Origin of the sequence: Kordia algicida OT-1 (genome assembly GCF_000154725.1) — a bacterium.
GTDB classification, from domain to species: Bacteria; Bacteroidota; Bacteroidia; order Flavobacteriales; family Flavobacteriaceae; genus Kordia; species Kordia algicida.
The window spans coordinates 3,206,360-3,226,178 of the sequence record NZ_DS544873.1 but is presented as its reverse complement, the minus strand read 5'-3'; the positions used below and the strand labels follow the sequence as shown (position 1 = coordinate 3,226,178).

Annotated in this window: 17 protein-coding genes; 9 read left to right on the top strand and 8 right to left on the bottom strand. The window is 35.2% G+C overall.

From position 1 onward, the window contains the following. Window positions 1-705: 705 nt before the first annotated feature. From KAOT1_RS13785 to trmB, 3 genes are read right to left on the bottom strand one after another with little or no spacing between them, the layout of a single operon-like run. The gene (locus KAOT1_RS13785; RefSeq protein WP_007095442.1) at window positions 706-1,041 is read right to left on the bottom strand and encodes an MGMT family protein; all 336 of its coding nucleotides are present in this window, start codon (window positions 1,039-1,041) and stop codon (window positions 706-708) included. Next, entirely contained in the window at window positions 1,038-1,685 is a 648-nt protein-coding gene (locus KAOT1_RS13780; RefSeq protein ID WP_007095441.1) for a LysE family transporter, read from the bottom strand. Before KAOT1_RS13780 ends, KAOT1_RS13785 begins: the two co-directional genes overlap by 4 nt. After that, window positions 1,685-2,359, bottom strand: a complete 675-nt coding sequence (gene trmB / locus KAOT1_RS13775) for a tRNA (guanosine(46)-N7)-methyltransferase TrmB (protein WP_007095440.1) — start codon at window positions 2,357-2,359, stop codon at window positions 1,685-1,687. The genes KAOT1_RS13780 and trmB overlap by 1 nt, the downstream gene beginning before the upstream one ends. Window positions 2,360-2,430: 71 nt before the next feature. On the opposite strand from trmB, the gene KAOT1_RS13770 reads away from it, so the two are divergent. Next, window positions 2,431-3,492: a glycosyltransferase gene (locus KAOT1_RS13770; protein ID WP_040559561.1), complete on the top strand. Its 1,062-nt coding sequence runs from the start codon at window positions 2,431-2,433 to the stop codon at window positions 3,490-3,492. On the opposite strand, the gene KAOT1_RS13765 is transcribed toward KAOT1_RS13770, so the two are convergent. Next, window positions 3,466-4,509, bottom strand: coding sequence for an ATP-binding protein (locus tag KAOT1_RS13765; protein WP_007095438.1), 1,044 nt, complete (start codon window positions 4,507-4,509; stop codon window positions 3,466-3,468). The genes KAOT1_RS13770 and KAOT1_RS13765 overlap by 27 nt on opposite strands. Before the next feature lie 3 nt (window positions 4,510-4,512). Continuing rightward, window positions 4,513-5,196 (bottom strand): response regulator transcription factor, encoded by a 684-nt coding sequence (locus KAOT1_RS13760; protein ID WP_007095437.1) that lies wholly within the window; start codon window positions 5,194-5,196, stop codon window positions 4,513-4,515. Between the two features lie 223 nt (window positions 5,197-5,419). On the opposite strand from KAOT1_RS13760, the gene KAOT1_RS13755 reads away from it, so the two are divergent. The 7 genes from KAOT1_RS13755 to KAOT1_RS13725 all read left to right on the top strand — a co-directional run bounded on the left by KAOT1_RS13755 (window position 5,420) and on the right by KAOT1_RS13725 (window position 15,468). Continuing rightward, entirely contained in the window at window positions 5,420-8,260 is a 2,841-nt protein-coding gene (locus KAOT1_RS13755; RefSeq protein WP_007095436.1) for a TonB-dependent receptor, read from the top strand. Window positions 8,261-8,300: 40 nt separating this feature from the next. After that, window positions 8,301-9,512, top strand: coding sequence for a hypothetical protein (locus tag KAOT1_RS13750; RefSeq protein WP_007095435.1), 1,212 nt, complete (start codon window positions 8,301-8,303; stop codon window positions 9,510-9,512). Between the two features lie 104 nt (window positions 9,513-9,616). Beyond that, window positions 9,617-10,003, top strand: coding sequence for a helix-turn-helix domain-containing protein (locus tag KAOT1_RS23440; RefSeq protein WP_007092873.1), 387 nt, complete (start codon window positions 9,617-9,619; stop codon window positions 10,001-10,003). 5 nt (window positions 10,004-10,008) lie between these two features. Next, window positions 10,009-10,908, top strand: coding sequence for an IS3 family transposase (locus KAOT1_RS13740; RefSeq protein ID WP_007092993.1), 900 nt, complete (start codon window positions 10,009-10,011; stop codon window positions 10,906-10,908). A gap of 168 nt (window positions 10,909-11,076) precedes the next feature. Further along, window positions 11,077-12,903, top strand: a complete 1,827-nt coding sequence (locus tag KAOT1_RS22045) for a T9SS type A sorting domain-containing protein (RefSeq protein WP_007095434.1) — start codon at window positions 11,077-11,079, stop codon at window positions 12,901-12,903. Window positions 12,904-12,992: 89 nt separating this feature from the next. After that, a complete protein-coding gene (locus KAOT1_RS13730) occupies window positions 12,993-13,970 on the top strand; it encodes a LuxE/PaaK family acyltransferase (RefSeq protein WP_007095433.1) in 978 nt (325 codons plus the stop codon). A gap of 199 nt (window positions 13,971-14,169) precedes the next feature. Continuing rightward, entirely contained in the window at window positions 14,170-15,468 is a 1,299-nt protein-coding gene (locus KAOT1_RS13725; RefSeq protein ID WP_007095432.1) for an MFS transporter, read from the top strand. A gap of 136 nt (window positions 15,469-15,604) precedes the next feature. Here the strand turns inward: KAOT1_RS13725 and tyrS are convergent, their stop codons facing one another. Next, complete coding sequence (gene tyrS / locus KAOT1_RS13720; RefSeq protein ID WP_007095431.1) at window positions 15,605-16,909, bottom strand: tyrosine--tRNA ligase; 1,305 nt, start codon at window positions 16,907-16,909, stop codon at window positions 15,605-15,607. A gap of 66 nt (window positions 16,910-16,975) precedes the next feature. Here tyrS and KAOT1_RS13715 point away from each other — a divergent pair, with 66 nt between their 5' ends. After that, a complete protein-coding gene (locus KAOT1_RS13715) occupies window positions 16,976-17,983 on the top strand; it encodes an NAD-dependent epimerase/dehydratase family protein (RefSeq protein ID WP_007095430.1) in 1,008 nt (335 codons plus the stop codon). 11 nt (window positions 17,984-17,994) lie between these two features. On the opposite strand, the gene KAOT1_RS13710 is transcribed toward KAOT1_RS13715, so the two are convergent. Together KAOT1_RS13710 and KAOT1_RS13705 are read right to left on the bottom strand one after the other, a co-directional pair. Beyond that, entirely contained in the window at window positions 17,995-18,444 is a 450-nt protein-coding gene (locus KAOT1_RS13710; RefSeq protein WP_007095429.1) for a DUF4296 domain-containing protein, read from the bottom strand. Then, a complete protein-coding gene (locus tag KAOT1_RS13705) occupies window positions 18,441-19,775 on the bottom strand; it encodes a dihydroorotase (RefSeq protein ID WP_007095428.1) in 1,335 nt (444 codons plus the stop codon). Before KAOT1_RS13705 ends, KAOT1_RS13710 begins: the two co-directional genes overlap by 4 nt. Between the last annotated feature and the right edge of the window lie 44 nt (window positions 19,776-19,819).

Below are 19,819 nucleotides of genomic sequence, written 5' to 3'. Positions count from 1 at the left end.
ATGTAAATTGATTCTAAATTGCAAAGATACTGCGAAATGTTTAGAATTAGAAGCCGTTGTATTGAAATGATTGATTGTACGATACGATCTTATTATGAGCCATTTGAAAACAGCTTTCTGAAAAAATTATGTTTTGATTGCACTTCTTGTATTCATCAGAAACGACACTGGAGTTTGAGACGTGAAAGTCTCTTTGTTCTGGAAATTGAATTTTCTTTGCAGCAGAGACAATTCTGCGGAAGCGAAAAAATTAAAAGCGAGCGTAGAAGGAGAATGAAAAAAACATTATTTAACGTCAGTTCGATATAAATCATTCAATTTATATTTATAGTAATTTTAGAAATAATTCTGCTATGTAATTCATTTTCATGGTTTTATTTTCGTTTTCTTTGCTTACCCAAAGAATACTGAATCAAGTTCAGCACAGGCATCAACAAAAGAAAGGGAACTTTTAGTTCGTATGATTTCTATTTCCAATTATGGAACTCATGAATCTTCGATTTCCAGAGGTATTTTTAGTTTTTCTTTTAGGTAAAAACTAAAACCGCATGAATTTTTCTAAATTTTAGTTCACCATGCTCTATTTTCTGTTATGGAGTTCATGAATTAACATTTCTCCAAGGTTTCGAAAATTTTTAACGAAAAACTCCTGCTATACTGCGGAAAAGAAGAGTTTCAAACTAAAATTCTTACGTCGAACTCACGTTATTTAAGTTCCGTTGAAGGATCCCAAAAATAGTTGTCCAAGTTCTGAATTTGATTGTCTACAACTTCAATACCTTCACTTTCTAGCAATTGTTGCATTAAATTGGTTCCTTGAAAATGATGTTTTCCTGTGAGCAATCCTTTTCGGTTTACAACTCTGTGCGCGTGTACATCTTCATGTTTTCCTGAGCTATTCATTGCCCAGCCAACCATGCGTGCACTTCTTGCCGCGCCTAAATATTTGGCAATTGCGCCATAACTCGTAACTCTGCCATACGGAATTAGGCGAGCGACCTCGTATACGCGTTCAAAGAAGTTTTGATTTTCAGGTTTCATGTGGTAACAGGTTCTTGTCCGAAAAAGATACGAATGAGTGTGATAATGACCAAAACTAACATTAAAATACTTAGAATGTAATCGGAAGATTTGGAAAATTTTCCCGACCGCGATTGTGATTTGTTAAAGTAAAATACGTACATGTACAACATAGCAAATGTTCCGAAACCCGCGCCAAGTATAAATACGATAATGTCTGTATTGGTAAATTCCATTAAACCCGAAGTTCTCCACAAGGCATTTAATCCTGCGAAGTATGGAATTGGCAAAACGTTGAGCATTGCTAAGAAAACTCCTTTAAAAAAGCTTCCTTTTTTGCTAACTTTGACCATTCGGATTCGTTTCCCTTTTTTCTTTCGTGCAATGATAAAAAAGTAAATTCCTAAAAGTCCAAAAATAACCAACGCTATTTTGAGCAATACGTCAATAACTTCTTGATTGTGATATAGATATTTGGAAATCATTACCGCAATCATTGCTTGAATTAGTACCACTAACGAAGCGCCAATAGCGAAGATAATTCCATTCATTTTCCCTTTTTGGGTACTTATTTTTGCCGCCGTAATGTTGATTAACCCTGGCGGAACAACACCCAAAAGTGCTGCTGAAAAAGTAATAAAAAAGAGAATAATGAGATCGGTCATTACTTGATTTTGAAGTGAATATAAGTAATTGCCTTGTTTACTTCCAAATATTGTAACTCGTAAAATGTTTGAATTTCTGTGACTTCTTTTGGACTTCCTTCATTTCGGTATACATCATGGTTTGCATATAATACTTCGTGTCCTGCGCCATGCAAAAGTCCGAGCGTGTATCCGTGCATAAATTCACTGTCGGTTTTTAAGTGTACTGTTCCTTCAGCATTTAATATTTTTTTATACCGCGCCAAAAAGGTTTCGTTGGTCATTCGGTGTTTGGTACGCTTATATTTTATTTGCGGATCGGGAAAAGTAATCCAAATTTCAGCAACTTCATTTTCTGCAAATAAACCTTCTATTAATTCTATTTGTGTTCGGATAAAGGCAACATTTGGCATTTCATCTTCTACGGCAGTTTTGGCGCCTCTCCAAAAACGCGCGCCTTTGATGTCGATTCCGATAAAATTTTTGTGCGGAAACTTTTTTGCCAATGCGACTGTATATTCTCCTTTTCCACAACCTAGTTCTAATACAATTGGCGCATCATTTTTAAAAAAATCGCTGTTCCATTTTCCTTTGTATGGAAATTTTCCTGAAACAATTTCTTCACGAGTTGGCTGTATGACATTCGCAAACGTATCGTTTTCTCTAAAGCGTTTTAGTTTGTTTTTACTTCCCACAATGTTTTCTTAATATTTTGACAAAACTAAGGAAAACTTGCAGACCTTTTTATATTCTTATCTTTGATTTTATGAAGAATTCAAAAACTGTTTTGGTTGCTCCGCTAAATTGGGGCTTGGGACACGCCACAAGATGTATTCCGATTATTAACGCTTTGCTTGCAGAAAATTTTATTCCTGTGATTGCTTCTGACGGAATTGCACTGCAATTGTTACAAAAAGAATTTCCTGATTTGGAAACCGTTACACTTCCCAATTATCAGATTGAATATGCCAAAAAAGGAAAGAATTTTAAGCTAAAGATGTTGAAAGACTCGCCTAAGATGCTGAAAGCTATTGCAAGAGAGAAAAAGATTGTAAAGAAATTGGTGAAGGAGCGTGATTTTTGTGGAATCATTTCTGATAACAGACTTGGTGTGTATAGCAAAAAAGTGCCTTCGGTTTTTATTACGCATCAATTGAATGTACTTAGTGGAGCAACAACGTGGTTTAGCAGTAAAATTCATCAAAATATTATTAAAAAGTTTGATGAATGTTGGGTTCCTGACGTTGCTGGAAAACCAAACCTTTCTGGGAAACTCGGGCATTTAAAAAAACATTCGCTTTCGCTAAAATATATTGGTCCGCTGAGCAGATTGAAAGTGCAAGAATTGCCAATTGTGTATGATTTGATGGTAATTTTATCAGGTCCAGAACCGCAACGCACCATGTTGGAAGAAAAGTTGTTTGAAGAAGTAAAACATTTTGATGGAAAAGTATTGTTTGTCCGTGGAAAGATTGAAGCGAAACAAGAACATTTTCAGTTTTTAAATTGTGAGGTTGTCAATTTTATGCAGAGTGATGAATTGGAAAAGGCATTTAACGAAAGTGCTTTTGTATTATCGCGATCGGGATATACGACTGTCATGGATTTGGCAAAGTTGAATAAGAAAGCTTTTTTTATTCCAACACCAGGGCAATTTGAGCAAGAATATTTAGCGAAACGTTTGCAGAAACAACAGTTAGTTCCTACGGCAACACAGGATGATTTTTCAATCGATCAGTTAACGCGAGTTAAAGATTTTAAAGGATTGAGTCAATTTAATTATGAGGAAAATTACGCAGCATTATTCCACCTTTTCCAAGGTAAATGAAAATTCTGAACCAACATCGTATTCACTTTCTACGTATATTTTTTCATTGTGAGCTTCAATAATATGTTTTACGATAGAAAGCCCTAAACCAGAACCACCTTCTTTACGCGCACGACTTTTATCTACACGATAAAAACGCTCAAATAATCGTGCAATATTTTCTGTTTCAATTCCTTCTCCATTATCAGTAACACGCACAATTACTTTGTTTCGAATGAGATTTTCCACGCTAATTTCCGTAGTTCCATTATCGCGTCCGTATTTGATAGAGTTTACAATCAAATTGGTTAATACTTGCTGAATGCGTTCTTTGTCTGCCTTTACCATAATCGGATTGGCATAATTCATATCAAAAGCCAACGTAATGTTCTTTTTTGCGGCTTTCATTTCCAATAAATCAAATACACTTTGCACCAGTTCAATAATGTCAAATTCTTCTAGATCAAGATTTAAATCTCCGGCTTCAAGCTTGGTAATCATATCTAAATCTTTCACAATATAGATGAGGCGTTCAACACCTTTTCCTGCTCTATTTAGGTATTTTTTACGAATGGCTTTGTCGTTCATGGCACCATCTAACAAAGTTAAAATATAACCTTGCACTGTAAATAATGGCGTTTTTAATTCGTGTGAAACATTTCCAATAAATTCTTTTCGGTAATTTTCTCGAACCTTTAGTGTTTCGATTTCTAATTTTTTATTTGTCGCAAACTTTTCAATTTCTTTTGTCAGCGTTGCCATATCTGTTGTGATGGGATAATTGTGAAAATCACTCACATCAAGTAACGTAACATCGTCGTATATTTTTTTTACTCTACGGTAGATGAATCGTTCTACACGAAATTGTAAAATGAAGAAACAAAACGTAAAACAAAGTGCAAAGAATAGTATTGGAACGAAGAAATTTTTAATCCCAAAAAAATATAGTAAAAACGTTAGGACCGTAGTTGCAAATAAAGTAATGTACAACGACGATCGCAGTGCGAAACGATATGATTTTTTGAGTTTTCTAGTCATGTATTATTGTACGTACTTGTAGCCTACGCCTTTTACCGTTTTGAAATGATTTTCTCCAATCTTTTCTCTTAATTTACGAATGTGGACATCAATTGTTCGTCCGCCAACAATGACTTCATTTCCCCAAACTTTGTCTAGAATTTCTTCTCTTTTAAATACTTTTTCTGGGCGAGAAGCTAGCAATGACAGTAATTCAAATTCTTTTCTTGGCAAGATGATTTCGACACCTTCTTTTTCAATTTTATATTCTTCTCTATTTATCACAATATTTCCAACCGTAAGAATTTGTGCATTTTCATCTTCACTTTTCAATCTACGAAGCAAGGCTTTTACTTTACTGACCAATACTTTTGGTTTGATAGGTTTCGTTATATAATCATCTGCACCTGCATCAAATCCGGCAACTTGTGAATAATCTTCTCCTCGAGCCGTTAAAAAAGTAATAATCGTATTTGCCAAACTGCTATCTTTTCTAATATTTTCACAGGCTTCAATGCCATCCATTTCTGGCATCATCACATCCATAATAATTAAATGTGGTTTTATTTTTTTTGCTTTTGCAATTGCTTCAACACCATTGGATGCTGTGGTTAAATTATATCCTTCAGAAGATAAATTATACCCTACAATTTCCAAGATATCTGGCTCGTCGTCAACTAATAGTATTTTAATATCCTTTTTTTTCATCCTGTGTTGTTTTTAGTTTAAGTAGCTGATTGTGTTGTTTTTAAACAAAAGCTGTATGTTTTTCTAGACTTCAAAAGTAAAGATAAAATTAATTATTGAAAGCACTTAACACTCTTTTAATATGATAACATTAACCTAACATACATATTACAAACTGTTAACCTGCAAGTAACGTCATCTTTACACGTTGCTCATTTCTTTGCGCTGTGAAATAAAAACCTAGATGAGACAAAAAATTACACTTACGATTCTCCTATTCTTCACCTTTATTATAGGATTTGCACAAAACGGCTCTATCGTCGGAAAAGTGCAAGATAAAGAAACTAATAACGATCCGCTTCCTTTTGTAAATATTACTGTAAAAGGAACTTCTAAAGGAACTACTTCTGATTTAGATGGACTATACCAAATTCCAGATGTTGCACCAGGAACGTACACATTAATATTCAGTTTTGTTGGATACAAAACGCAAGAAGTTGAAAATGTCATTGTAAATGCTGGAAAAATTACAAATGTTGATGTAATTATGACTGTAAATGCTGCCGCTTTAGATCAGGTGGTTATTACTGCTACTACGCGTAAAGTATCAGAAGCAGCAACTTTATTAGAGCAAAAGAAATCAAAAGATATTGTACAAATCATTGGTGCTGAAGAATTGGCAAGAAAAGGAGCTGGAGATGCTGCTGCTGCGGTATCTAAAATTTCAGGTATTTCACGACAAGAAGGTTCAAGCAATGTTTATGTACGTGGTTTGGGTGATCGTTACTTAAATACAACGTTTAACGGATTGCCATTACCATCAAATGATATTAATAAAAAGAATATTGAATTAGGCTTGTTTGCAACAGATGTTATTGAAAATATCTCAGTAAGTAAGGCATATTCTTCCAAACAATACGGAGATTTTGCCGCAGGTAATGTAAACATCAATTCAAAAGATTATAAAGGAAAAGGATATGTAGAAGCATTTGTTGGAACAAGTGTAAACACAAATGCTATTGGAGAAGATTTTGTAGTCAGTGAAGGTTCTGGGTTTTTTGGAGACTATGCAAGACATAATCAAAATCCGTTTGCTGTAATTTTATCGCACGGAGTAGATCCAGAAGATGTAAGCGCACCAATTAATGTAAATTTTGGAATTTCAGGAGGAAAATCATGGGATTTTGAAAATGGATCTCGTTTAAGCGTTTTTGGAACGGCTTCTTTCGAAAACGGATACGAATATAGGAGAGGTGAAGCAACCGATTTTACTACCGTTGAAAAGAAAGCGTTTGAAGATGCAGAAGAATTTGAGTACAGTACTACAACCACTGCGATGGGAACGGTAAATTATAAAATTGATGATAAAAACAAGTTAAAATTTAATTCTTTATTTATCAATAGTTCTACAAACGAAGTCGGATATTTTGGTATTGACGGACAAGGTAGAAACCGAGACGCTATTTTAAATACCGATGAAGGTTTTTATCAAATGAACGCACAATTTGACCAAAATCAAGTATACGTAAATCAATTAATTGGTAACCATAAATCAGGAAAATTTGAATTGGACTGGGCTGCTGGATACAATTTTGTATTAGCAAAACAACCAGATCGTAGAAGAATTAGTATTGAAAACTATCAGTTTGCCTTTGATAATGATCCAACAACAAATCCAACATTCTTTAGTAACGTAGATTATGACAACCAACGTTATTTTCAAGATATTGATGATACAGAATTTAATGGTCGTATCAACTTACAATACGAAGCGAATGAGAACTTTAAGTTGAATTTTGGTTACAACGCTAGAAGCAAAGAGCGTAATTTTGAAAACATCCGTTATGGTTATGACATTATTGATTCTGACTTTGCTGTTACAGACGTAAACAACTTAGATGCGGTGTTCAATCCTTCAAACCTAAGTTTATCATCAGGTCAAGGAATATATGCAATCAAAGTTATTAACGCAATTCCTACACTAAGCAATACCAACAGACCTGGACTTCCTGAAAACACATATACAGGTAACTTAGATTTATTTGCAGGTTATGCAGATGCTGAAATTAAATCAGATAAATGGTTAATTGTTCCTGGCATTCGTTTTGAATCGTTCGATCAAAGTATTTCGTATGATGTAATCAACTTAGGAAATAACGGAAACTCAAGCGCAAGTGCATACGAAAACTTCATCTTACCAAGTTTGAACATTAAATATGCATTGACGGAAGAACAAAACTTACGTTTATCTGCAAGTAGAACGGTTTCATTACCAGAATTTAAAGAAACTGCCCCTTTCGTATACATTGATGTAACTAACCGAATTGGTGGTAACCCTGATTTATTAGGATCAAACAATCCTGACTTCATCAACGTAAGTGATGTGTCTTATTCTAATGTATTAAACTTCGATTTAAAATATGAATGGTTTTATGGAAAAGGAGAAATCTTCTCTGTGTCAGCATTTGCTAAGAGAATTTCAGATCCTGTAAACCGAGTGGTTGCCTTTGATGCTACAGGAACACAACGTTATTTTAGAACAGGTGAAGAAGCTAGAGTATACGGAATTGAAGTAGAGTTTAGAAAAAACTTATTGCAAAACGAAGATGAAGAAACATTGCTTGCCGCAGGTTTCAACACAACATTAATGCATACAGAGCAAGACTTATTTGATGTCATTCAAGGAACTTATAGTGTAAACTTCCGAAATGATAAAGATGAATTACAAGGAGCTTCACCAATCATCATCAATGCAGATGTAAGCTACTCTCCAACTTTTGGAAGCTACAAACCAACAGGAAACTTAGTATTCTCTTATTTCTCAGACAGAATTGACGCTTTAGGTTCTGGTCAATTAGGAAACATTATTGAAAAAGCAGTTCCAACATTAGATTTCATCTTAAAAAATAAAATCTCAGATAAGTTTGAGGTAAACTTCAGCATACGAAACATTCTAAACCCTGACATCAAATATGTTCGTGAAACAAGTGGTGGAGACGTTTTAGTAACATCAACAAACGGAAAAGGTGTTTCTGGATATGATAGAGGACGAAACATCGGATTACAACTAAAATATAAATTCTAACAAACACAATTTAAAGATTACTATTAAAAACACAAACACAATGAAAAATCGTATATTATTTGGATTCGCACTTTTAGGAGCATTGTTAATGACTTCTTGTGCATCAGACGACACTGCTGATATTAATATCACTGACAACAGTGATAATAGTGTCACTAACAACAATACAACAGGTGGTTCTGGAGGTACAGGAGGACAAACAATCTTCTTATCTGGAACATACACTACAGATTTAACACTTGATGCAAACAACACATACAAAATCAATGGATCATTAATCATGGCATCAGGAACTACATTAACAATTCCTCCATGTATGACTATTGAAGCATTAGCTGGTGGAGCTGATGTATATGTAGCTATTTCTCAAGGAGCTAGAATTGATGCACAAGGAACTGCTGATTGCCCAATTATTTTTACATCTGATGCTTCTGCACCTGCTGCTGGAGACTGGGGAGGATTAATCTTATTAGGTAGCGCACCAATCAACTCAGTATCAGGAACAGCAACTTCTACTTCAGAAATCGCTAGTTTACCTTACGGTGGAACTAATGCTAGTGACAACTCAGGAACATTACGTTATGTTCGTGTACAATACTCTGGTGGATCTGCTGACGGACAATCTGAAAACAACGGAGTTTCTTTCTACGGAGTTGGAAACCAAACGACTGTTGAGTATGTACAAGTATTTGAAGGAAAAGATGATGGATTTGAGTTCTTCGGTGGAACTGTAAATGCTAACTTTATTTCTGTAGTAAATGCACAAGATGATTCTATCGACTGGACAGAAGGTTACACAGGAACTATTACAAACGCTTACGTAAAGCACGGAGCAGATCATGACAAAGGAATTGAAGCTGATGGTTTTAACACTGACATCGGAAACAACTCAAACCCAATCTATTTCTCTGCACCAACAGTAAACAACCTTACAATTATTGGTTTAGGATCTGCAAACAGTAGTGAAGCAATTCGTTTAAGAGCTGGAACAAGAGCAACATTTAACAATGTTTCTTTAGAAGGATATGCTGAAGGATTTGATTTAGACGGAAACGATACTGACAGCCCAACAGGTGCTGGAGTAACAAGTGGAGAAACTTCTGTTACTGATATCTTATTCACAGACATTACACTAAAAGTAAAAAATGATACTGGAGTATCGTTTACAGATGCTGATTTAATTTCAGGAGATGGAAACGGAACAGGAACTGACTACGCAACTTGGGGAGCAGGTTGGACTGTAGGAAACTAATTCCAAAAAAAAATATATTAAAAAAACGCCTTCTATTACAGAAGGCGTTTTTTGTGTTACAAATGTCTCGTCCTGAAATAGCGTTACACTAAATTTTAAGCGTAATGAAAACAAATTATGTAAAACGTACTCAAAAAGATTATTCATTATCTTTTAAACTCCAAGTAGTTCAAGAGATTGAACAGGGCAAACTGACACGCTCACAAGTCTTATCAAAGTATGGTATACAATCTGGATCTACCATCAGAACTTGGTTAAAAAAATATGGTAACTTTGATTGGCATAATCAAACTCCACTTTCTATGACAAAGACTCCAGAACAAAAGATTTTAGAATTAGAAGAAAAAATCAAACTGTTAGAAAAGCAGAAGGCTCGTGCAGAACATCTGGCGGAGCGTGCTGACAAGAAAGCTATTTTGTTTGATATGATGATTGATTTAGCAGAAAAAGAGTTTAATATTCCTATCAGAAAAAACTCCAAACCCAAGTAATCGATATGTTTAGAATACATTACAGAGAAAGTATCTCATCTACTTGTGAGTTACTTGGGGTAAGCAGGCAAGTATATTACCGAGCGATACGTTCAAAAGAGAAACGACAGTGTATTGCTAGTGATGTGATAGAGCTGGTTCAATCTGTTAGAATAGAGCAACCACGCATTGGCACAAGGAAGTTATATCATATTCTACAAGAGTCTTTACGTAGTTTAGGTGTCGGCAGAGATCGTTTATTTGCTATTTTAAAGGCAAATCATATGTTGATTAAACCCAAGCGGAGCTATCATATCACTACTAACTCTCATCATCGGTTTAGAAAACATAACAATGTAATAGAGAATTTAGATGTAAACAGACCAGAACAAGTTTGGGTAGCAGATATTACCTATGTAGGTAATCGAGCTAATCCCATGTATTTATCGCTTATTACAGATGCATATTCTAAGATGATCGTTGGGTATTATCTATCAAATACCTTGGCAGTAGATAGTTCTATAAAAGCATTAAAGCAAGCTGTTAAAAACAGAAAATATCCCAAGGAAAGGCTAATACATCATTCTGATAGAGGTTTACAATATTGTAGTAATCAATATCAAAGAATATTAACTAAGAGTCATATTAAATGTAGTATGACAGAATCCTATGATCCATATCAAAATGCAGTAGCAGAGCGAATCAACGGAATCTTGAAACAAGAGTTTTTGATGGGCACCTCTAAAATAGACATCAAACTAATGAAGAAAATAGTACAACAGAGTATTAAAGTTTATAATACCAAAAGACCGCATTTATCATGTCAAATGCTAACTCCAGAACAGATGCACAAACAAAATAAAGTCAACATAAAAACCTATAAAAGAAAAAACACAGATAAGACAGCTGTCTTATCTGTGTTTTAACTATTTTTAATCCTAAATAACTGTAACGGTTTTTTAGGACGGGTCAAAACAATAATACTTTTGTTATCAAATGGTTAAAACAGCGTGTAAATACGTAAGTCTGGTATTTTTATTCGGCTTCTTTTGTATATTTGTGTCATTATTTATTAAATAATTAAAATATATCACATGATTAAAAATTACTTTTTATTAGTTGCATTATTGATTTCTTCTTTGTCTTTTGGACAAGTGTTAGAGGAAAATTTCGATTATGGAATGACAAATGGAGACTTGACTGCAGCTAGTGGTGGCGCATGGAGTCAACACTCAGGTTCTGCAAGTCCAGTACAGTATGTAGCAACGCCAAGTTTAACAATGGCAGGATATCCTTCATCTGGAGTTGGTGGACATGCATCAGTTTCTGGAACTTCTCAAGATGTAAACAGATCTTTTACAGCTATTTCATCTGGAACAATATATGGAAGTGCACTAGTAAACTTAAGCTCTGTAGGTAGCGGAAACTACTTTTTACACTTTAATATTTCTGGTGGTTTTACAACAAGAGTTGGAGCAAGAGATGATGGAAGTGGTGGTGTGCAATTTGGTGTTGGAACAAGTAGTTCAACTTTAACATACGGAACAACATCTTACGCTTTAAACACAACGTATCTTTTAGTTTTTTCTTATGAAGTTACTACTGGAGTTTCTAACTTACACGTTTTAACTGCGGTAACTCCTACTGAGCCTGCAATGCCAGAAGCAACAAATACAGGAACTACTGGAAGAACAATTAGTGCAATTGCTATTCGTCAATCAAGCAACATACCAGCTTTTCTTATAGATGGTATTCGTGTAGCTGAGAGCTGGAACGAAATTATGAATAACTCTACAGTACCTTCTGTAAGTATTGTAACTCCTGCTGATGGTGCTACTTTCGATCCAGGAACAAACAGTGTTGATGTTACTTTTACAACACAAAACATCGACTTAATGATGGCTGGAAACCAAGTAAACGTTACTGTAGATGCAAACCCAACAGATGCTGATGTAACAAGTCCTTACACAGTACCTACAATGGATGGAGCAACATACAACGTAACAGTTGAACTACTTGAAGGTGGTATGGTTGTAGATACTAAAATGGTATCATTCTCTATAGCTAACATTACACAAGTAAATAACCTTACGGAGTTACGTAACGGAACGTTAGGTGAGTTTTACGAATTAACAGGTGAAGCTGTAATTTCTTATATCGTAACTGAAGGAACAAGAAATCAAAAATACATTCAAGATGCTGATGCAGGAATCTTAATTGATGACGTTGCAGGAACATTAAGTGCTCCATTAAACATTGGAGATGGAATCATTGGTTTACAAGGACAATTATCTCAGTTCTCTGGTGTGCTTCAATTTGTACCAACTGCAAACGTACCTGGTGCGTCTTCAACTGGAAACACATTAACTCCAATATTTGTATCAGCTGGAACGTTGGCTGCAAACGGAGAAACATACGAAAGTAGATTAATCACGTTATTACCTGTTACTTTTGATGGTGCAGACGCAGGCGGAATGTTTGCAGATAACACAAACTATACTGTTACTGAAAATGGTGGATCTGAAACTACAGTTTGTAGAGTTTCTTTTGGTGATGAAGATATCATCGGTTCTACAATTCCTGCTATGCCAGCAAATATTACTGGTTTAGGTGGTGAATTTAACGGAACATACCAAATACTTCCAAGATACGCTAGTGATATTGATACTACATTAAGTACTGAAGAATTCGGAACTTCTTCTTTCAGTATGTATCCAAATCCTGCTAACGGAAATACAGTAACAATTACATCTGCTACAAACAACACAAAAGATGTACAAGTATACAGCATCATCGGAAAGCAAGTAATCAACACAACGATTACAAGAACGTTAGATGTTTCTGGATTACAATCTGGAGTATACGTAGTTAAAATTACAGAAAACGGTAAATCTGCTACTAAGAAATTAGTGATTAAGTAATTTTACCAATCAAATAACATACAAAAAAGCATCTTGAAACCTCAAGATGCTTTTTTATTTTAAGTACTTTTGTCATTTCAATCTAAGAAATGAATTCCAACACTATTTTCAATATTACTACCAAGGCAGATTTTGAAGCATTGACGTTTCAAACATTTCAGCATCAATTTGAAAATAACCAAACCTACCGTTCATTTTGCGATTTACTTTACGTGCACCCAAGCGATATTACAAAAATTGAAGATATTCCTTTTCTGCCAATTCAGTTTTTCAAATCACACGAAATCGTTTCCAATAATCACCCAATTCAAGAAACATTTACAAGTTCTGGCACCACAGGAAGTACGCCGAGCAGACATTTGGTAACCGATATATCAATCTACGAAAAAAGCTATCGCAAAGGATTTGAATATTTCTACGGAAACATTGAAAACTACGTTGTTTTAGCGCTTTTACCGAATTATCTTGAACGAAAAGGATCTTCATTAGTCTATATGGTAAACGATCTTATCAAACGCAGCAAACAGCCTGAAAGTGGTTTTTATTTAAATGATTTAAAAGGACTCACAAAAAAACTTACCCAACTCGATCAAGAAGGGAAAAAAGTGCTGCTTATTGGCGTTTCTTTTGCCTTATTAGATTTGATTGAAACAACACAATTTCAACTCAAAAATACCATTGTCATGGAAACTGGTGGTATGAAAGGGCGTAGAAAAGAAATGATTCGCGCAGAATTGCATCAACAGCTTTGTGATGGTTTTGGCGTTACTGAAATTCATTCCGAATACGGCATGACCGAATTACTCTCGCAAGGATATTCCAACGGAAACGGAATCTTTCAAACGCCACCTTGGATGCAACTTTTTACCCGCGATCCTGAAGATGCATTAACGCTTCAACCCAAAGGAAAATCTGGCGGCATCAATGTAATAGATTTGGCAAATGTAAACTCATGTGCTTTCATTGCTACGCAAGATTTAGGAAAAATTCATGCAAACAATACTTTTGAAATTCTCGGTCGTTTCGATCACTCAGACATTCGTGGTTGTAATTTAATGGTTTTTTAACACATTCATACTGAAAGGTTTGCTGGAAAATACCGACCAAACTATTGAGATTAACATCTTATATTAGTTTAGTTATTTAATATAATTCAAAAACCCTGAATATGGTTCCTACTACACATATTCAGGGTTGTTTTTTTGTTTAATTCCGTCCTTTAAAAACTCGTATCTTTATAGCAAATCAAAAATCTACACAAACTTCATGTTTGAGAAGCTATATCGTTATTTAAATGATGAAAAAAAAGAACGTGTTTGCACAGATATCTCTGAAAAAGCCTGTGAACATGTTCCAAGAAATTACTTTCTAATTCTCATCAGTAGTGTTTTTATAAAACTTGGTGACACGCTAAGCAATCCTAAAACAGTACTCACTTGGCTAATGAGTTATGTAAGCGCACCAGTATATTTAATCAGTCTAATTGTTCCTATTAGAGAATCTGGCTCTATGGTTCCGCAAATATTATTGTCTACCTATGTAAACAGACAAGCGATCAGAAAATGGATTTGGGTTGTGGGCGCATTGCTGCAATTTATTGCTATTGCTTCTATTGGTTTTATTACCTTATATTTTGAAGGAACAACAGCAGGTTGGCTCATTATAGCTGCGGTTGTAATATTTAGTATTTCGCGAAGTCTATCGTCACTATCCTCAAAAGACGTAACGGGGAAATCCATCCCAAAAACACGTCGCGGGCGACTCAAAGGATATACCGTTTCCGTTTCTGGCGTATTGGTCTTGGCTACCGGATTGTACATTTTATATACTTCTAAAAGTGATGCAGACATTTGGTTTTACAGTTGGCTTATTTTTTTAGCAGCAACAACTTGGCTTATTGCGGCGATTGTATATGCAAAAATCAAAGAATTTCCTGGCGAAGTAGAAACCGAAAAAGAAGCTACTAAAAGTATATTTTCAAAATTCAGTTTACTAAAAACAGATACGCAATTTAGGAATTTTGTCATCGCCCGATCGTTGCTTTTATGTTCTGCATTAACTGCGCCATACTATGTGTTATTAGCCCAAAAATACGTAGGAAAAGAAAGTTATTTACTCGGATTATTCATCATTGCAAAAGGAATAGCTTCTATAGTAAGCTCGCCAACTTGGGGAAAGCTAGCAGACAAATCGAGTAAAAACGTGATGGCATTTGCAGTATTTATTGCGTCCATTTTAGGAATCATCATCTTTTGTGTTGTTTCTTATGCTGAAACATTCCGTGACACAAATTGGCTTTACCCGATTGCCTTTTTCATTTTAGGAATCGCGCATGAAGGTGTCCGCATGGGACGAAAAACCTATGTAGTAGACATGGCAACAGGAAACGACCGAACCAATTATGTTTCTGTCAGTAATACACTCATCGGACTCATTTTATTAGTCACTGGCGGATTGAGCGCATTGGTCTCTTTAATTTCTATTGAAGGCGTAATTTTAGTACTATCAGTTTTCGGAATTCTTGGTGCGTACAAAAGTTACCAACTTCCAAATGTAGAGAAGTAGGTTTTTTAAATTTGATAATTTGAAAATGCGTTGATTTAAAAATTAACTTCGTAAAAATGCTTAATCTGAAACGTCATCCGCGAGGAAGAATGACAAAGCAATCTGTCTTATACAGTAATTATATTTCTAAATTACGCTATCCTTTAACTATCAACAAGAAATTCTTCTTTCTTCCACGCTGAATGGTTACAAACTTATCATTGATTAAATCGGATGTTGTAATTTTATAATCTTCTTTTACCTTCGTTTTATTTACAGCTACGGAGTTTTCTTTTAGTGCTCTGCGCGCTTCTCCATTGGAAGCTAAAAAGTTTGTTTTGGCAGCCAATGCCGCAATCATATCCAAACCTTCTTCAATATCTGCACGCTCAATTTCTGCTTGCGGAACACCATCAAAAACATCCATAAACGTTTGTTCGTCGAGTTGTTTTAAATCTTCCGAAGTAGATTTCCCAAAAAGAATTTGCGTTGCTTTCTGCGCATTTTCTAAATCTTCTTTGCTGTGTACCAATGTCGTTACTTCTTCCGCCAATCGCTTCTGCAACGCACGAGTGTGTGGCGCTTCTTTATGTTCTGCGATCAATGCATCAATAGTTTCTTTGTCTAAAAACGTAAAAATCTTGATGTATTTTTCCGCATCAGCATCAGACGTATTCAGCCAAAATTGGTAAAATTTGTATACCGAAGTTTTATCAGCATCCAGCCAAACATTTCCACCAGCCGTTTTGCCAAATTTAGAACCATCTGCTTTTGTAATTAACGGACATGTCATTGCATAAGCTTTTGCAGCTTCTTCCGTATTCATTCTACGAACAAGTTCAGTTCCGGTAGTAATATTTCCCCATTGATCTGATCCGCCCATTTGTAACAAACAGTTGTGTGCTTTGTGTAAATGGTAAAAATCGTAACCTTGAATTAATTGGTATGTAAACTCTGTAAACGACATTCCGTTTCCTTCATCGCTCAAGCGTTTCTTTACAGAATCTTTTGCCATCATGTAGTTTACCGTAATTCGTTTTCCAACATCACGAGCAAAATCGATAAAAGAAAAATCTTTCATCCAATCGTAATTATTTACTAAAATTGGTGCATTTGCTTCACTTCCGCCAAAATCTAAAAAGCGCGATAATACACGTTTTATTCCAGCTACATTATGATTCAAAATATCTTCTGTCAGTAAATTACGTTCATCTGATTTTCCCGATGGATCGCCAATCATTCCTGTAGCGCCACCAACCAATGCAATTGGCTTGTGACCAGCTTTATGCAAATGCATTAGCAAAATAATAGGAACCAAACTTCCTATGTGTAAAGAGTCGGATGTTGGATCAAATCCGATATACGCAGTCGTCATTTCTTTGTTTAATTGTTCTTCAGTTCCTGGCATGATATCGTGTATCATTCCTCTCCAACGTAATTCTTCTACTAAATTGCTGTTCATCTGTATAATCTTTTTAAAGCTTCGCAAAGATATAAAAGTGAAAAGAAAAAAGTTTATTTTAGTAGCATGATATTAGTTACAGGTGGAACTGGATTGGTTGGTGCGCATTTATTGGCGTATTTGGCAAAGACAGAAACAAAAATTAAAGCAATTTACAGAACCATTGACAAGTTGGAAGCTGTAAAAAAAGTGTTTTCATATTATTTTGATGAGGTAGCACCATTTTTTGAGAAAATTGATTGGCATAAAGCTGATGTGACTGATATTCCTTCGCTAGAAGCTGTATTTTCTGAAGTAACACATGTATATCATGTAGCTGCGCTGATTTCTTTTGATCCGAAAGATTTTGATGCATTGCGAAAGATTAATATTGAAGGAACTGCCAATATCGTGAATTTGTGCATTTCGTACGGCGTGAAAAAACTCTGTTTCGTGAGTTCAGTTGCCGCAGTTGGTGAAAACGAAGATCCTACGATTCCTATAACCGAAGAAACACATTGGAATCCTGAAGCAGATAATAATGTGTACGCAATTTCCAAATATGGCTCCGAAATGGAAGTTTGGCGCGGTTCGCAAGAAGGTTTGGATATTGTAATTGTAAATCCTGCTATTATTTTAGGCGCTGGTTTTTGGCGATCGGGAAGTGGTTCGCTAATTCGAACAGTTGCTAAAGGACTAAAATATTATACGAGCGGAATTTTGAGTTTTGTAGATGTAAAAGACGTTGTTTCTGTGATGATTCAATTGATGCATAGCGATATTAAAAATGAACGTTTTGTATTGGTTGCTGAAAATTGGTCACTGAAAAAATTTACTCAAACAACCGCAAAAGCATTAAACGTAAAAGTACCGCAAAAAGAAGCAAGTTCATTTTTAGTAGGAATTGCTTGGCGAGTGGATTGGTGGCGACAGTTCTTCACGGGAAAACGTCGGAAATTGACAAAACAAACAGCTAAATCAATTCAGTCGCAATCCTTTTATGACAGTAGCAAAATTCAAAAAGCGCTCAACTTTACTTTTATTCTCGTTGAAGAAAGTATTGCGCGTGTTGCAAAGCGATACAAAGAAGATTAATTCTTTGCCTCTTACTTTTTCTTTACCTGATTAAATTTTGGCTTGGGTAACGTATCGTTCTTTTTTCGTTCCAGTTTTTTTGCTTCTTGGATAGAATCTCTGCGTTTTTGTTCTGCTTTTAATTCTTCTCCTACCAATTCACGTTCTTCTGTCAATTTTGCTTGTACAATTCTGTAAATCTCGTTGTAAACTGTCGGATTTGCTGCATAATAGTTATTGCTTGATACAAACTGTAAACTATCTGTTTCATGCTTTAGATAGATGTACGAATCTAAATGCATTAAACTTTCTTCCAATTTCTTTTTATTGACACCTTTTACCGCATTAATTAGTGTAACATCGTATAAAATTGCCGCCATTTTATCTTTCGATAATAAATTATCTGGTTTTGGCACTGCTTCTTCTTTACAAGAAACAACGACAAAAAGTATGGATAATATGCAAATTATATAGTTTTTCATCTGTTAAATTCTAATTGTTTTACATGGCGTTTTTCAGAAAATGTTCCTTCAGCATATGCCAAATTTCCATTGATAAATGTGTGCGTCACGGTAGAATCGAATGTTGTTCCTTCAAATGGCGACCAACCGCATTTGTACAATACATTGTCTTTAGAAACTTCATATGACTTTTCTAAATCCACCAACACCAAATCGGCATAAAAACCTTCTTTGATAAATCCTCTATCTTTTACTTGAAACAGTCGCGCTGGATTGTGACACATTTTCTGTGCAATTTTTTCTAACGAGATTTTCCCTTGTTTATGCGCTTGAATCATCGCGTTTAATGCGTGTTGTACCAACGGTCCGCCAGAAGGTGCTTTGGTGTATACATTGCTTTTTTCTTCTAAAGTATGTGGTGCGTGATCGGTAGCAATAACGTCAATTCGATCATCCAATAACGCTTCCCACAATTGATCTCTGTCGCTCGCAGTTTTTACCGCAGGATTCCACTTAATATGTGTTCCTTTTTCTTTATAATCAGCATCCGAAAACCATAAATGATGCACACAAACTTCTGCTGTAATTTTCTTTTCTTCTAACGGAATTGAGTTGTCAAACAAATGCGTTTCTTTTCCTGTAGAAAGATGAAAAACATGCAAACGTGCACCTGTTTTTTTCGCCAACGCAATGGCACGCGAAGAAGATAGATAACATGCTTCTTCACTTCTAATAATGGGATGATATTCGATTGGAATGTCGTCTCCGAATTTTTCTTTGTATTCGGCTAAATTTTTTCTGATGGTTCCTTCATCTTCACAATGCACCGAAATTACCATGTCCGTACTTGAAAATATTTTTTCTAAAACGGCTTCGTCATCGACTAGCATATTTCCTGTAGACGAACCTAAAAATAGTTTTAATCCTGCTACTTGCGTTGGATCTACCTTTAAGATTTCGTCTAAATTATCATTTGTTCCACCAAACATAAACGAATAATTGGCAAAAGCAGTTTCTTTCGCAATGTCTAGTTTCTCTTGAAGCTTCTCAACAGTTGTTGTTTGCGGATTTGTATTGGGCATTTCTACAAAAGACGTAATTCCGCCCGCAATAGCAGCTCTCGATTCTGTAGCAATGTTTGCTTTGTGCGTCAATCCTGGTTCTCTAAAATGCACTTGATCGTCAATAATTCCAGGAAAAACATGTTTTCCTGTTGCATCAATAACCTTATCAGCAGTGTCAGATAAATTGTTTCCTATTTTAGCAATTCGTTCTCCTTCAATTAAAATATCTGCCGTTTTTATATCGGTTTCACTTACTATTTGTGCGTTTTTTAGTAGTATTTTATGCATTGTGTTGTGTTTTATTCAAGTATCTCGAAACATGTTCAAGAGAC